Here is a 13,772-nt window from a genome sequence, read left to right as displayed (position 1 = left end):
TGATCCTCTTTTGCTGATGTCCGTCAAGAAAGTTCATGGCCGCCCCTGGGCCGGTGCCGCATTGGCAGCGTTGCTGTGGGGGCCCCTGGCCTTGTCCGCCGCGCCCTTGCAAACACCGGCGCAGCGCGTGGAGGCTGCGGCACGCCAGTGGCTGGCGGAGCAGGCCACGCTCAAGGGGCTGGTCGCTCCCCAGTTCGAGCTCAGCCTGGTCGAGCGCGGTTCCACCCCGGCTGCGCCGTGTGCCCAGGCCGTGGCCGTGGAGGCGGTGGAGACGCGGTACCTGAGCCGCATGCGCTTTGCGGCCACCTGCCCGGGCAGTGCGGGCTGGCAGCGCGAATGGATCGTGCGGGCCGAGGTGTCCGCGCTCGTGGTCGTGGCGGCCGCACCGGTGCAGGCCAACCGGGCCATGGCCGAGGCCGACCTGGCGCAGGAGCGGCGCACCCTGGCCGACATGGCCGATGCCTTGCCATCGGCCGACGCCGCCGTCGGCCAGGCCAGCACGCGGGCGCTGCGCACCGGCCAGGTGGTGTCGCCGCGTTGGCTGGTGCAGCCCTTGCTGCTCAAGCGGGGCGACAGCGTGAGCATCGTCGCGCGCAATGGCGCCATCGAGGTCCAGGTGCCCGGCGAGGCCATGGAGCCGGGACGGCGCGGCCAGGTCGTGCGCGTGCGCAATGCCGGCACGGGCAAGGTGATCCGCGCGCGCGTCATCGAAGCGGGGCTGGTGGAGCCGGAGAGCATGGTGCGGTCCATGGACGATCAATCCCGCGACTGAATCTGTTCGGCCAGGCGCACGAGCTTGGCCGCGTAGCCTGGGTCGGTGGCATAGCCGCCGCGCGCCAGGCCCTGGGCGAATGCCTGGGCATCGGCGCCGGTGTTGAGTGCGGCCCGGTAGCGCGGGCTGCCCTGCAGCAGGCGCGCATAGTCGCCGAAGGCGCTGGCGTAGTCGGGGTAGCTGCGAAACGCCTCGGTCTTCTTGAGCGCCATGCCGTTCTCGTACTCGGTGGTCAGGGCATCGGCGCGCGCGCCCTGCCAGCCGCCCTGGGCCTTGAGTCCGAACAGGTTGTGGGTGTTCTGGCCTGCAGCATCGCGCAGCGGCTGCTGGCCCCATCCCGATTCCAGCGCGGCATGGGCCGACACCAGATCGGCCGACACCCCCAGCGCCTGCGCCGCCTGCCGGGCCCAGGGGGCGATGCTGGACAGGAATTCCTGCTGCTGTGTACCCAGGGTCGACGCGGCCGTGCCCCCAGCGGGCGCCGAGGCCTGCGCGCGGTGGGCCCATGCTTCGGGGCGCATGGCGGGCAGGGATTCACCGGGCCAGCCCTGGTCGATCACCCGCTGCACCTCGGCGTGGGCCTGGCGGAACACGGTCGCGAAGGGGCCGGCCTGGCCCTGGGCTGGCAGGGGCAGCCGCTCCACGGAGGGCATGGAGATGCGCGGCAGCGCGATGTCAGGCCTGAGCATAGGTGTCTTCTTCCTTGCCCCGGAGCACGCGCTGCAGGATGGCCTGCTGGTCGGTCACCAGGCGGCCGTTGCGGGTATTGCGTTCCTTGCAGTCGTGGATCAACCGCTCCAGTGCCTGGGCGCGCGTCTGCACCACGCCGCGCGTTGCGGGCGGCAGGCGATCCAGCAAGGCGCCCAGCGTGGCCGGAGTCTGCGGAGCCAGCAGTTGCGCCAGCAGGGCACTGCGGCGCTCGCGGCACAGGTCCAGCGCCGCCACCATGGCCAGGACGCGCTCGTTCAGCTCCAGCAGGCCGGCGCTGTCGTGCCGCAGCGCGGCAGTGAACTGCTCCTGCAGCAGCACATGGAGGCTGCGGTACTGCAGGAGATCGGCGTCCATGTCGGCCACGAACTGCTGCAGGAGGCCGGGGCGGCTCATTCGCGCCCTCCGTGGTAGCGGGTGATCAGTCCCGCGAGCTTGCCGGCGTCGAAGCGGATCTCGCCGCGGGCCAGGGCATCGCGCAGCGCTGCGACCTTGGCCTCGTCGATCTCGGGCATGGCGCGCAGGGCGGACTGGGCCGCTTCCAGCATGCCCGATGCGCGCTCGGGCTCATCGAGCGGGGCTGCGGCCTGTGCGGCGGCGGCGGTGGTGTCGGGCACGGGCGCGGCAGCGGGCAATGCGGTGATGCCGGTAGAGGTGATTTTCATGCGGGGGCCTCGGATTCTGGTTTCCATGGCGGTCAGCGGGCGGTGAGGGTGTCGCGCAGCGCGGTCAGGGCCTCGCGGGTCGGCACGGTGGAGTCCACGCCGGGCAGCAAGGGCGCCACAGTTTCGGGGGCGCCGAACATGGCCGCAATGTGGCGTGCATGCTCGGTCGTGAGGATCAGCAGTTCGATGCGGCGGTTCGTGTCGGCCCTGGGATCCTTGGCGTTGAGTGGTGCCCGGTCGGCCATGCCCACGGTCTGCAGCGTAGTGCCGGCGGGCATGCCGCCGGCCAGCAGGTGGTAGCGGGCGGCGATGGCCCGGTTGTTGGACAGCGTCCAGTTCGAGACCGCGCCCATGTCGCCATCGGCGTAGGGCAGGGAGTCGGTGTGGCCCACGACGATGATCTGGTTTTCCATCTGCGCGAACACCGGGCCCATCCTGCGCAGCAGGCGGCGAAAGCGCTCGGTCGGCACAACGCTGCCACGCTCGAACATGCCTTGCTTGTCGGTGTCGTGCAGCATCACGCGCAGGCCGAAGGGCGTGATGACGGCCTGCAGGTTGTTGGCCAGTCCGGCGTCCTCGCTCATGCGCATGAGGATGGCCGCCAGTTGCCGCAGTTCGGCCGCCGTCTCGTAGCGCACCGGCGCCGCGCCGGACTGCAGGCCATTGCCGCCATTCGTGAAGGCCTGGCGCGGCTGCCGCACCATGCCCTGCGCAGGCACGGGCTCGCGCGGGATCAGGCTGCCCTGGGCCGTGGTGAAGGTGTGGATCTTGTGGCCCGCGCCTTCATCGAACATCTTGCCGCCCGTGGTGCGCAGGATCTCCTCGCTGCGCTCGGCATTGCGCGAGGCCAGCAGCCACAGCACCAGGAACAGGCACAGCAGGGCCAGGCAGAAGTCGGCGAAGGCCACCTTCCAGGCCCCCCCATGGGACTCGTCGTGTGCCTTGCGCGAGACGCGCTTGACGACGGTCGGGTGGTGGGCATCGCCCTTGCCGGCCTTGCTTGCGTTGCCATCAGGTAGCACGGCGTTCTCCGGGCATGCGGTCGGCGGCGCCCGCATTTTGCATGTTGTCGATCCAGCTTTCCAGGAGCGCGAAGCTGGGCTTGATGTTCAGCTGCACCAGGCGGCGGCCGGCATCAATCGCCAGCAGCGGCGGCTTGCCCGAGACATGGGTCACCAGCACCACCTTGACCGATTCCAGCGCGGCCAGTTCCTCGTGCACGATCTGCTTCATCATGTTCGCCAGCGGGTCGAACAGCGCATAGCAAAAGAAGATGCCGATGAAGGTGCCGACCATCGCCGCAGCCACCATCACCGCGATCTCGGCGGTGCCGGCACCATCGGCCACCGAGCTCATTGCCATCACGATACCGAGCACTGCGGCCAGGATGCCGAAGCCCGGCATCGCCTCGGCGATCTTGCCCAGCGACTTGGCGGGCTGCGACAGCTCGTCGTAGATCGCCTCCAGCTCCTGCTCCAGCACGCCCTCCAGCTCATGGGCGTTGATCTTTCCCATGGCCATCAGGCGGAAGTTGTCGACGATGAAGTGCAGCAGCTTGGGCTCTTCGAGGATCAGGGGGTAGCGCTGGAACAGCGCGCTCTCGTGGGGCGCCTCGACGTGGGCGTCCAGGGCCTTCAGGCCGCCGGCAGCGGTCTGCAGCAGCTCGTACATCAGCAGCAGCAACTGGCGCTGGAACTCCTCGCCGGGCTTCTTGCGGCCGACCACCTTGCGCAACTGCAGCACCATTTCCGAGAGCACATGCTTGGGGTTGCCCAGCACGATGGCCCCCAGGCCTGCGCCCAGGATGATCAGCAGCTCCACGGGCTGCCAGATGACCTTGAAGCTGCCGCCGTGCAGCATGAAGCCGCCGAACACGCAGCCGAGAACGATGATGATGCCGACGATGGCTTGCATGGGATGGTTCTTTGTGGATAGGGGTCAGGCGTCCTGCAGGAAGGCTTTCATCTTCCGCAGGGCGCCCTTGTTGATCTGGCACACGCGCGCGTCGGTCAGGCCGAGCACGGCGGCGATTTCCTTGAGACTGAGGTCGAACTCGTAGTACAGCTGGACCACGCGCTGCTCACGTTCGTCGAGCGTGCCCAGCGCCTGCTCCAGGCTGCGGCGGTCCATCAGCGCTTCTTCGGGGCTCAGGCTGGCCGAGGGCATGTGGCTCAGCTCCTGCAGGATCTCGTCGAAGCTCACGAGCATCTCGGCGTTTTCCGCGAGGCGGTACTCCTGCAGCTCGGCCGCCGAGATATTCAGCTCGGCCAGGATGTCGCCATCGCTGGGCGCACGGCCCAGGCGGCGCGTGAGGGCGCGCACGGCGTCGCGCATGCGGTGGCTGTCCTGGCGCACGGAGCGCGGGCGCCAGTCCTGGCGGCGCAGCTCGTCCAGGATCGAGCCGCGGATGCGGATCGAGGCATAGGAGCCGAACTTCTCGTCGGGCGCATCGCCGTAGCGGCGCAGCGCATCGAGCAGGCCCATGAGGCCGATCTGCTCCATGTCCTCGCGGTCCACGGCTGCGCCGATCTGCGACGTCAACTGGCGCACGATCCGCTTGACCAGCGGAGCGTAGGCCAGCAGATGGCGCTGTTCATCGGCGGCGCTGCGGGGGGCAGCGGCACCGTGAACTTCGGCGTAACCCGTGTGCATGTCCATGGGGCGGGCCTATTCGATGATCAGCTTGCCGATCAGGGCTTCGACGAAGGGCTTTTCCTTGCGGTCGCGCTCGTAGCTCGCCTGGTAGGCCGCATTGATGTCCGTCGCCAGTTCCGTGATGGTCATCTTGGAGGCCTTCTCGAGCGGGTAGGTCGACAGCGCGGAGACCGCCACGCTGCGCAGCAGCGGCAGGTGCTCCTTCACGGTGCGCTCCTTCTCCGCCGGCGCCTTGAAGACCAGGTCCACCGCAAGGTAGTGGGCCATCGGCTCTCCCGCTTGGCCGCGCAGCATCACGATCACCTTGTCCAGGCTGACGTACTTGTATTCCTGCTTGTCGTAGTCCGGCTTGGCCTGGGCTTGGGCCGTGTCGGCTGCGGGGGCGCGGTTCTTGAGCCACCACCAGGCGCCGCCCCCGCCGAGGCCGGCCATGGCCAGTCCCACCAGGGTGAACGCAATGAGTTGCCGTGTTTTGGTCATGGAATCAGCCTTGGGAGGTGGAGAGTGCAAACGCCTGTGGCGCATGGTCGCGTTCGGCGTCGGCCAGGGCCCGGCCAGGCCCTTGCGGCTCGGGGGCGTTGTCCTGGGCCTGGCGGCCGCGCCCGTCCTGCTCGCGCGGTGCGTGCTGGGCGATCGTGACCGTCACGTCGCCCGCCTGGCGCGTGGCCAGGTCGCCACGCAGGCTGTCGCTGATGGCGTGCAACTGGCGCACCACGTCGCTGTGCGTGGCGCTCAGGTGGATCTGCAGGCCGGCGCCATCGCGGCGCACGGTGATCTCCAGTTGGCCCTGCATGGGCGGATCGAGCCGGATCTGGGCGCGCTCGCTGCCGCGCCGCAACTGCCACTGGATGCGCTCGCCCAGGGCTTCCACCAGGGCCGGGGCCGGCGCGCCGTCGTTGCCTGCCGGCGCCACCGCCGGGGGGGTGGACAGCGGCGCTGGCAGACCATCGGCCGTCGCCGGGTTCCATGCCACCAGGGGGGCTTCGCGCGAGGTGGCGACGCTGGCCGCCAGCGCCTTCTCAAGCGGTGCTGCCGTGGCCGTGGCCGCAGTCGGGGCGCCGGCGGGCACCGCCACCTGGGGCGCTGCGGCCTGCTGCAGGGCCGCCACGGGCAAGGAGGGCTGTGCCTGTGGCACGGTGGCCTGCAGGACGGTGGTGGCAAACGAGGGCAGGGCATCCTGCGCCGTGGTGGGGGCGGTACCCGGGATCGCCAGAGCCACGGCGGGCATGGATGGGGCCGCAGCGGCCGGGGCCGTGGTGCTCGCCACGTTCCGTGGCGCGCCCGCATGGGGCAGGGCCAGGCCATGCGGCTGGAAGGCCGGGGTGGCTGCGATGGGGGCGAACAGCGGGGCCGGCAGCGCCGGGGTCGGAACCTCTGCGGCCGGCGGATTGTCCTCGGGCGCCTCGGTCAGGAGGTCGCTGGGGGGGGGCTCGGCCACGGTGCCGGGCAGGGTCACGGGGAGCGCCAGGGTGGCGGGTGGGGCGCCGGCCTGCGGCGGTGTGGCGGCCCACAGCGCGGGCAGGGCCGTTTGTTGCAGGGCCAGGAAGAATCCGGCGCCAGCGGGTATGCCGGGCGCCGGGGTTCCCGGGGCTGCGGGAAACAGCGCCGGGATGGGGCCGGCGGAGGGCAGCGGCAGGGCGGTGGGGAGGGCCTGGGGCAGGGAAAGGCTCATGTCGTGGACTCGTTCATCTCGCCGTGGGCGGCGTAGGCCATCCAGCCGTCCTTGTGGGCACGCAGCTCCTCCAGGGCGCGCTGCAGTTCCTCGGCGGCGGCGTTGCACTGGGCGTGGGCCTGCTGGTGGGCCTGCTGCAGCGCGCGCAGGGCCTGGCGCTCGGCCGGCAGGCGCGCCTGGTCCGCCGACAGCGGGGCGAGCAGGACCGTGAGCTCGCGGCTGGCGCGGGCCAGGGCATCCCAGTCGCGCGCCAGACTGCCCTCGCGCAGGCGCTGCGCCAGCTCCAGCATGTGCTGCGGATCAGCCATGGGCGGCCTGCACGTTCTGCCAGCCATTGCGGATGGTGGTGAGCAGGCCCACCACTTCGTCGACCATCTCGGCCTGCAACTCCAGGCCTGCCTTGTGCAGACGCCAGGCGCAGTACTCGTACAGCCGGCCCAGGTTGGCCACGACTTCACCGCCGCTGTCGAAGTCCAGCGCACTGGACAGGCCGTTGAGGATGTCCACGCACTTGTCCAGGCTGCGCGCCTTGAGCTCGTAGCGGCGGCCTTCGATGTGGCCCCGGGCGCGCGCCAGCTCCTCGAGCAGGCCGTCCATGAGGATCATCACCAACTGCACGGGTGAAGCATTGGCGGTTTGCGCGTTCAGGTTGACGGCGTGGTAGCTGCGGTAGGCGTCGTAGTCCATGGCGGGGGAGGGGGCGGCTTAGGTCGCTCCGAGGTTGCTGAGCAGGCTGCTGTTGTCGCTCATGAGCGACTGCAGGTTCTGCAGTTGGGTGAATTGCGCGAGGTAGCGCTTGTAGGCCATGTCGTACTGGTTATCCAGGCGGGTCTGGCGCGCCGCGAGGCCCCTTTGCTGGGTGTCCAGCGAGGCCTTGCGCTGCTGGATATGTCCCTTGCTGCTGTCGGTCCAGCTCTTGACGACATCGTTGAAGGCGCCGAGCACGCCACTGGAGCCGCTCAGGCTGGCGCTGCCAAAGAGCGTGTCCAGACCTTCGGGGTGTGCTGCCAGGGTCTTTTGCAGCTTGGCGCTGTCCAGCGACATGGCGCCGCTGCGGTCCGTGCTGATGCCGAACTGGGACAGGCTCATGCCGCCATGGCTTTGGCGCAGCACCGAGCTCATGCGGTCGCGCAGGGCGCGCAGGCCGGCGTCGGAGGCGAACGCTGCCCGGGTGGTGCCATCCGAGCCCATGGCCGTCAGGTCGTCGAGGGTCTTCTCGAGCGCGTTGTAGGCGTCGACGAACTTCTGCACATTGGCCGTGGTGCCGCTGTCGTCGTTGCCCACCGTCACGACGAGCGGGCTGTCGCCTGCCTGCATGGCCTTGGTCAGCGTCACCGTGACGCCGTCGATGGCGGTCACCGTGTTGGAGGCCTGCTGCAGCCGGGTGCCGGTGGTGGCGTCGCCGAACAGGTAGACGACGGCGTCGCGCGCCGGCGAGAGTTCCTTGGCCGTGGACAGGGCAGTCTTGAGGGCGCTGGCGGGCAGCCCGCTGGTGTCCAGCGTGATGCGGCCGCTGTCGCCGGTCTTGCCGGACGACAGCACCAGCTGGGTATTGCCATCGACTGTGGCCGTGGTGGCGGTCACCTTGCCCTGGTTCTCGTTCGCCTGGTTGATGGCGCGGGCAATTTCGGTTTGCGAGATGGTGCCGTCGTTGTCGGTGTCGGCCTGTGTCAGGGCCACGGTGAAGTCCGTGCCGTCCTGCAGCTGCACGACCAGCGGTCCGCCCAGCGAGACCGGCACTGCGGGCAGGTCCTCGAACGCCACCTGGTGTGGCGTGGCCACCTGCTGCACGAACAGCGAATAGCCGCCGGCCGGTGCCGAGGCGCTGGCCGTGGCGCTGGCAAACCCCGTGCTGCTGAGCGTGGTGGTGCGCTGCACCAGGCTCTTTCCGGTGCCGCCGGCCAGGCCGCCGAGGGCCGAGTTGAAGGCGCTCAGCGCCGACTGCAGCTTGGTCAGGGCCGTGCTGGTCGCCTGGGCGGATTTGGCCTGCGATGCCAGCAAGCTCTGGGCGCGCGCGGTGTACGACGTAGCCAGTTGGGTCGCCATCGTGCCGGGGGTGATGTCTGCCATGTCAGATTCCTCTCAAAACGGTTGAAAAAGGGCGGTCTGAGGCAGAAGGCGACGCAAAGGCGCGCTTTATGAAATCGGTGCGGTGCAAGGCGGTGCTCATGCGGGCCTCCGCTGCCACATAAGGGCGGCCATCTCGTCCTGGCGCTTCTGTTCCTGGACGTCCTGGGCCCGCTTCAGGTCCTGGCGCTGGCGTTCGAGCAACTGGTTCACGGATTCGTGCCGGCGCGAGGCACTGGCCAGGGTCTGGCGCGAGACGGCCAGGTCGGCATCGTGCAGCGCCAGGTCATTGCGGTGCGCGTGGGCCAGCTGCATCACGCTGTGCTTGTAGTTGCCGCTGTTGAGGGCCGCCGCCGCCAGGCCGGCGCCGCTGGCGCCCACGTTGCGGTACAGCGTGTCCAGGCGGTCCAGGTTGCGCTGGTAGCGTTCGCGCACGCGCTGCTTGCCGGCCACCTCGGCCTGCTGGCGCTCCACTTCCTGCTGGCGCAGCTCGGCCAGGCGGGCCAGGCTGGCGATGGCCTGCTCTGGCTTCATGCCATCACCTCCTCAAGGCGGGCCAGGGTGTCCTGCAGCGGGGCAGCCTCGGCCGTGCCCTGGTGCAGGAAGGCCTCCAGGCGCGGGTACAGGGCCACGGCGCGGTCGGTCACCGGGTCTGCGCCCGGCACATAGGCGCCCAGCGGCAGCATGTCGCGCACCTGGGCATAGCGCGACAGCATTTCCTTGAATTGGCGCGCGGCGCGCTGCTGCTGCGGCGTGCTGACCAGGGCCATGCAGCGGCTGATGGAGGCCGTGATGTCGATGGCCGGGTAGTGGCCGCGCTCGGCCAGCGCGCGCGAAAGCACGATGTGCCCGTCCAGGATGGCGCGTGCCGTGTCCACCACCGGGTCCTGCTGGTCGTCGCCTTCGGCCAGCACGGTGTAGATGGCGCTCATGCTGCCCTGGGCGTTCTCGCCATTGCCTGCGCTCTCCACCAGCTGCGGCAGCAGGCTGAAGACCGAGGGCGGATAGCCGCGGGTGGCCGGTGGCTCGCCCAGCGACAGCGCCACCTCGCGCCGGGCCATGGCATAGCGCGTGAGCGAGTCCACGAGCAGCAGCACATGCTGGCCCTGGTCGCGGTAGTGCGCGGCGATCGAATGGCACAGCTCGGTGGCCTTGAGGCGCATCAGCGGGGATTCGTCGGCCGGTGCAACCACCACCACGGCGCGGGCCAGGCCGGCGGGGCCGAGCGAGCGCTCGATAAACTCGCGCACCTCGCGGCCGCGTTCGCCGATCAGGCCCACGACCACCACGTCGGCGACGGTCTGGCGCGTGATCAGGCCCAGCAGCACGCTCTTGCCCACGCCGCTGCCGGCCATCAGGCCCACGCGCTGGCCCCGGCCGAGGGTGAGCAGGCCATTGATGGCGCGCACGCCCACGTCCAGCGGCTTGTCCACAGGCCGCTTGCGCAGCGGGTTCACATGCGGAGGGTGGGTGGGCAGCACATGCTCGCCCCCCAGGCGACCCAGGCCATCGATCGGCTCGCCCAGGCCATTGACGATGCGCCCGAGCCAGCTGGACCCGATCATCAGGTCCGATCGCTCCGGGGCCGGCAGCACGCGGGCCCCGGTGGCCAGGCCCTCGGTCTTCTTGAAGGGCATGAGGTAGGAGATGTCCTCGCGAAAGCCCACCACCTGGGCGTCGATCCAGCCGCCCGTCGCGGTTTCGATATGGCAGCGCTGGCCCGTGTGCAGCGCGCAGCCCGCGCTTTCGAGCAGCAGCCCCGAGGCCCCCACGAGCCGACCAGTGGGCGTGGCCACGGGCACGGCGCCCAGTTCCAGCCTGCGCAATGCGGCGGCGATCATGGCGTTGCCTGCGCCACGGCGGGCGGCTGTGCATCGAGCAACTGGGCCGATACCTGTTCCATTACGGCGGCCTGGCGCTGGCGGCAGCCGGCATCGGCCTCGTGGCTGCCGGCATGCACATGGCACTCGCCGGGTTCGAGCCGCGGATCGGGGCGCAGCTTCCAGCGTCTGGCGCCCTCGGGCTGCAGCTCGTGCAGGCGCTGGCACTCCTCGGGGTTCAGGTGCACCTGCACCTCTTCGTCACTGACGCGCGGCAGGGTGGCCAGGGTCTCATCGACCATGGCCAGCAACTGCTGCGGCTGCAGCGCGAGCTCGCAGCGGATGACCTGGCGCGCCACCTTGGCGACCAGTTCCACAACCTCCTTGCGCATGGCGGCCTGGTAGTCGGCCTGCAACTGCTGCACCTGTTCGAGCGCCGCCTGCAGGGGCGCGCCGATCTGGTCGAGCCGGGCGCTGGCTTCCTCGTGGCCTTGTGCCATGCCCTGGCTGCGTCCTTCCTCCAGGCCGGCCACAAGGCCCTCCTGGTGGCCGCTGTGCCAGCCCGACTGCAGGCCCTCCTCGTAGCCTTTGGCCATGCCTTCCTGGAAGCCATCGGCCACCACGGAGGCGTCGCCGCCCGGCATGGCCTGGGGACGGTCCCGCAGCTGTGCCAGGGGCGGGAAGCGGTGCAGGCGCAGGTGCTTCATTCGACGGTGGCTTCCGCGAACAGCTGGATCTGGATCTCGCCCGCATCGGCCAGGGCCTTGACCTGGGCCATGATCTCGCGGCGCGTCTGCTCCACGCGGCTCAGCGGCATGGGCCCGGCGCGGCGCAGCAGGTCCTCGAAGCTCTGCGCCTGGCGGCGCGGCATGGCGCGCAGGATGGCGTCCCGCACCTGGGGCTCGGCGCCCTTGAGCGCGATGGCCCACTGCTCCAGCGGAATGTCGTCGAGCAGGCGGATCAGCACGGCCTCGGTCTGGTTCGAGAGCATGAAGAAGTCGTACATGCTGACCTCAATGGCCGACACCACCTCGGGGTCGTGCGCGCGCAGCAGCTCGATCATGCTGCGCTTGTCGCCCGTGAGCCGGTTGATGATCTCCGCGACCTGGCGCGAACCCTCGACGCTGGCGCTTTGCGTGCCCAGGTCGTCCAGGCAGCGCTCGACGATCTCTTCGAGCTCGACCAGCCATTCGCTTTCGATTTCCTGCAGCCGCGCCATGCTCAGCAGCACGTGGTCGCGGCTGGCTTCGGGCAGGGACTCGATCACGGCGCTGGCCTGGGGCGGTGGCAGGAACGCCAGGAACACCGCCTGCATGCGCACATGCTCCTGAGCGATGCGCTCGGCCAGCCATTTGGGCGAGGCCCATTGCAGGCGCGCCATCTTGGGGCGGATGGCGTCGCCGTAGATGCTGTTGAGCACATTGCCCGCGATGTCGGCACCCAGTGCCAGGTCCAGCGAGCGCTTGAGGTAGGAGCGCGAGGCGCCGTGCACGCCGCTTTGTTCGCGGTAGTCGTCGAAGAAGCGCTGCATGGAGGCGCGCACAGTCTCGACCTTGATACCGCTCAGGCGCGACATGACCTGCGTGACTTCGAGCAGTTCCTCGCGCGAGAGGCAGCGCAGCACGGCGGCGGCAGGCTCCTCGCCCATGCACAGCAGCACGATGGCCGCCTGCTCCAGCGGGCTGCTGGTGGCCTCGCCGGAGGCAGCGATCGGGGAATCAATTCGGGTGGCCATGTTTTTGAATCCACTGTTTCACGACTTCGGCCACGCGCTCGGGCTCCTTCTCGGCCAGTACGCGCAGGTGGCTCACCATCACATCCACGGGCGAGCCGGGGGGCGGCAGGTCGTAGTCCTCGAGCAGGGGGACCACGGGCATGGCCCCCGGACCGGCCACGGCGGCAGGGCTGGCGGCGGCGAGGGGCGCGCTGCCGCTCTCGTCGAGCGGCACCACCGGTGTCAGGGCCGGCGCCTGGCCCAGGGCCAACGCAGCCGGAGCGGCCAGGCGTTGCTGGGTGCTGCGCACCAGCGGGCGCACGACCAGGAAAAAGGCCAGCAGCGCGGCGACCAGGTAGACCAGCGGCATGCCCCAGTCGACGACGGTGTCGCGCTGCTGCCACCAGGGTTGCTGCGCGGGGGGGGCGCGGAACGCGAGGGCCGAGACGATGAGCTGGTCGCCGCGCTCGGCATTGATGCCCAGGCCGTTGTGCAGGATCTTCTCGATATGGGCCAATTCCGGGGCGCTCCAGCCGGCGGCGGCGCCCTTGGGGGCCACGGCGGTGTTCAGCACCACCGACACATGCAGCTTGCTCAGGCGGCTGCGGCTGCGCTTGATCTGCTTGATGCTGCGGTCATAGGCGTACTGGCGTGTGGTGGCGTTCTTGCGGGCCGTGTTGGCGTTGGCGTTCGGGTCGGCGGGCTGGGTAGCGGCCGGGTCGGAGTTGACGGGGCGGTTGCTCAGCGAGCCGGGCACGCCGATGGCGGCCATGGCCCGGTCCTGCTCGTCGCGCACGGCCTCGGCCGTCACGCGCGGGTCGGTGCCGAACTTTTCCTGGGTTTCCTCGATGCGGTCCTCATCGACTTCGGCGGTCACGCTGGCCTTGAAGTTGTCTTCGCCCAGCGCCGGCACGAGCAGGTCGCGGATGCTGCGCAGCGTGGCGTCGCGGTGGCGCGCGGCGGCCTCGCCGCCGTTGAGCGCATCCAGTCCCTGGCTCAGGTCCACATGGGCCGACAGCAGGTTGCCGCTCTGGTCCACCAGTTGTACGCGCTGGGGTGCCAGGCTGGCCACGCTGCCCGCCACGAGGTTGACGATGGCGGCGATCTGTTCCGAGCCGAGGCGGTGGCCGGGCTTGAGCGTGAGCATCACCGAGGCCGAGCTTTGCGCGCCATCGCTGATCACGAACGACGTCGACTTGGCGATGGACAGGTGCACGCGGGCCGATTCCACGGCGTCGAGCGCGCCGATGCTCTGGGCCAGCTCGCCCTCCAGGCCGCGGCGAAAACGCACGTCCTGCACGAACTGGCTCACGCCCAGCGGGTCGTTGCGGTCCATGAGTTCCAGGCCGGCCGGCAGCTTGGCGGTCACGCCCTTGGCGGCCAGCAGCATGCGCACCTTGCCCAGCGATTTCTCAGGCACCAGGACCTGCCCGCTTTCGGGGTGGATGCGGTAGGGGATCTGTTCGGCCTCGAGCACGGACATCATGTCGGCTGCGGCCACTTTTTCGCGCGCACCGAACACCGGCTTGTACCCGGATTGGGCGTTCCACAGGAACATCAGCACCACGGCCGTGAGGCCCGCAGCCAGCAGCACCAGGGGGGCGAGGCTCTTCACGAAGGCCGGCGCAAGGCGGGGCAGGCTGCCCGCGCGCAGGCGCTCCCAGCCGGATTTCAGGGTGGCATTCACGCGAAAGACTCC

General features: G+C 69.9%; 17 protein-coding genes. 1 reads left to right on the top strand and 16 read right to left on the bottom strand.

The window, feature by feature from the left end:
- Positions 1-16 precede the first annotated feature (16 nt).
- The gene (gene flgA, locus U5N23_RS05075) at positions 17-772 is read left to right on the top strand and encodes a flagellar basal body P-ring formation chaperone FlgA (RefSeq protein WP_322591743.1); all 756 of its coding nucleotides are present in this window, start codon (positions 17-19) and stop codon (positions 770-772) included.
- Here the strand turns inward: flgA and flgJ are convergent.
- From flgJ to fliF, 16 genes are all read right to left on the bottom strand, one after another.
- The gene (flgJ, locus tag U5N23_RS05070) at positions 757-1,461 is read right to left on the bottom strand and encodes a flagellar assembly peptidoglycan hydrolase FlgJ (protein WP_322591742.1); all 705 of its coding nucleotides are present in this window, start codon (positions 1,459-1,461) and stop codon (positions 757-759) included. The two genes, flgA and flgJ, sit on opposite strands and share 16 nt — an antisense overlap.
- On the bottom strand, positions 1,448-1,876 hold the full coding sequence (locus U5N23_RS05065) for a flagellar protein FlgN (RefSeq protein ID WP_322591741.1): 429 nt from the start codon (positions 1,874-1,876) through the stop codon (positions 1,448-1,450). The genes flgJ and U5N23_RS05065 overlap by 14 nt, the downstream gene beginning before the upstream one ends.
- Positions 1,873-2,145, bottom strand: coding sequence for a flagellar biosynthesis anti-sigma factor FlgM (flgM, locus tag U5N23_RS05060; protein ID WP_322591740.1), 273 nt, complete (start codon positions 2,143-2,145; stop codon positions 1,873-1,875). Before flgM ends, U5N23_RS05065 begins: the two co-directional genes overlap by 4 nt.
- 32 nt (positions 2,146-2,177) lie before the next feature.
- Complete coding sequence (locus tag U5N23_RS05055) at positions 2,178-3,167, bottom strand: flagellar motor protein MotB (RefSeq protein ID WP_322591739.1); 990 nt, start codon at positions 3,165-3,167, stop codon at positions 2,178-2,180.
- Positions 3,157-4,059 carry a flagellar motor stator protein MotA gene (motA, locus tag U5N23_RS05050; protein ID WP_322591738.1) on the bottom strand — a complete coding sequence of 301 codons (903 nt, stop codon included), beginning with the start codon at positions 4,057-4,059 and terminating at the stop codon, positions 3,157-3,159. The genes U5N23_RS05055 and motA overlap by 11 nt, the downstream gene beginning before the upstream one ends.
- Positions 4,060-4,083: 24 nt before the next feature.
- A complete protein-coding gene (gene fliA, locus U5N23_RS05045; protein WP_416208570.1) occupies positions 4,084-4,803 on the bottom strand; it encodes an RNA polymerase sigma factor FliA in 720 nt (239 codons plus the stop codon).
- 9 nt (positions 4,804-4,812) lie between these two features.
- Entirely contained in the window at positions 4,813-5,280 is a 468-nt protein-coding gene (locus tag U5N23_RS05040) for a flagellar basal body-associated FliL family protein (protein WP_322591737.1), read from the bottom strand.
- 4 nt (positions 5,281-5,284) lie between these two features.
- The gene (locus U5N23_RS05035; RefSeq protein ID WP_322591736.1) at positions 5,285-6,472 is read right to left on the bottom strand and encodes a flagellar hook-length control protein FliK; all 1,188 of its coding nucleotides are present in this window, start codon (positions 6,470-6,472) and stop codon (positions 5,285-5,287) included.
- Positions 6,469-6,780 (bottom strand): hypothetical protein, encoded by a 312-nt coding sequence (locus U5N23_RS05030; protein ID WP_322591735.1) that lies wholly within the window; start codon positions 6,778-6,780, stop codon positions 6,469-6,471. Before U5N23_RS05030 ends, U5N23_RS05035 begins: the two co-directional genes overlap by 4 nt.
- Positions 6,773-7,159: a flagellar export chaperone FliS gene (gene fliS, locus U5N23_RS05025; protein WP_184862668.1), complete on the bottom strand. Its 387-nt coding sequence runs from the start codon at positions 7,157-7,159 to the stop codon at positions 6,773-6,775. The genes U5N23_RS05030 and fliS overlap by 8 nt, the downstream gene beginning before the upstream one ends.
- 18 nt (positions 7,160-7,177) lie before the next feature.
- Positions 7,178-8,542 carry a flagellar filament capping protein FliD gene (gene fliD, locus U5N23_RS05020; protein ID WP_322591734.1) on the bottom strand — a complete coding sequence of 455 codons (1,365 nt, stop codon included), beginning with the start codon at positions 8,540-8,542 and terminating at the stop codon, positions 7,178-7,180.
- Between the two features lie 96 nt (positions 8,543-8,638).
- Positions 8,639-9,073, bottom strand: coding sequence for a flagellar FliJ family protein (locus U5N23_RS05015; RefSeq protein ID WP_322591733.1), 435 nt, complete (start codon positions 9,071-9,073; stop codon positions 8,639-8,641).
- Entirely contained in the window at positions 9,070-10,380 is a 1,311-nt protein-coding gene (gene fliI, locus U5N23_RS05010) for a flagellar protein export ATPase FliI (protein WP_322591732.1), read from the bottom strand. Before fliI ends, U5N23_RS05015 begins: the two co-directional genes overlap by 4 nt.
- Entirely contained in the window at positions 10,377-11,066 is a 690-nt protein-coding gene (gene fliH / locus U5N23_RS05005) for a flagellar assembly protein FliH (protein WP_322591731.1), read from the bottom strand. Before fliH ends, fliI begins: the two co-directional genes overlap by 4 nt.
- Positions 11,063-12,094, bottom strand: a complete 1,032-nt coding sequence (locus tag U5N23_RS05000; protein ID WP_322591730.1) for a flagellar motor switch protein FliG — start codon at positions 12,092-12,094, stop codon at positions 11,063-11,065. The genes fliH and U5N23_RS05000 overlap by 4 nt, the downstream gene beginning before the upstream one ends.
- A complete protein-coding gene (gene fliF, locus U5N23_RS04995) occupies positions 12,078-13,760 on the bottom strand; it encodes a flagellar basal-body MS-ring/collar protein FliF (RefSeq protein ID WP_322591729.1) in 1,683 nt (560 codons plus the stop codon). The genes U5N23_RS05000 and fliF overlap by 17 nt, the downstream gene beginning before the upstream one ends.
- Between the last annotated feature and the right edge of the window lie 12 nt (positions 13,761-13,772).

The sequence above is a fragment of the Acidovorax sp. genome, from assembly GCF_034519795.1.
GTDB lineage: Bacteria > Pseudomonadota > Gammaproteobacteria > Burkholderiales > Burkholderiaceae_C > Acidovorax.
Note: the sequence above shows the minus strand (reverse complement) of the source record. Positions and strands in the feature narration are given on the sequence as shown.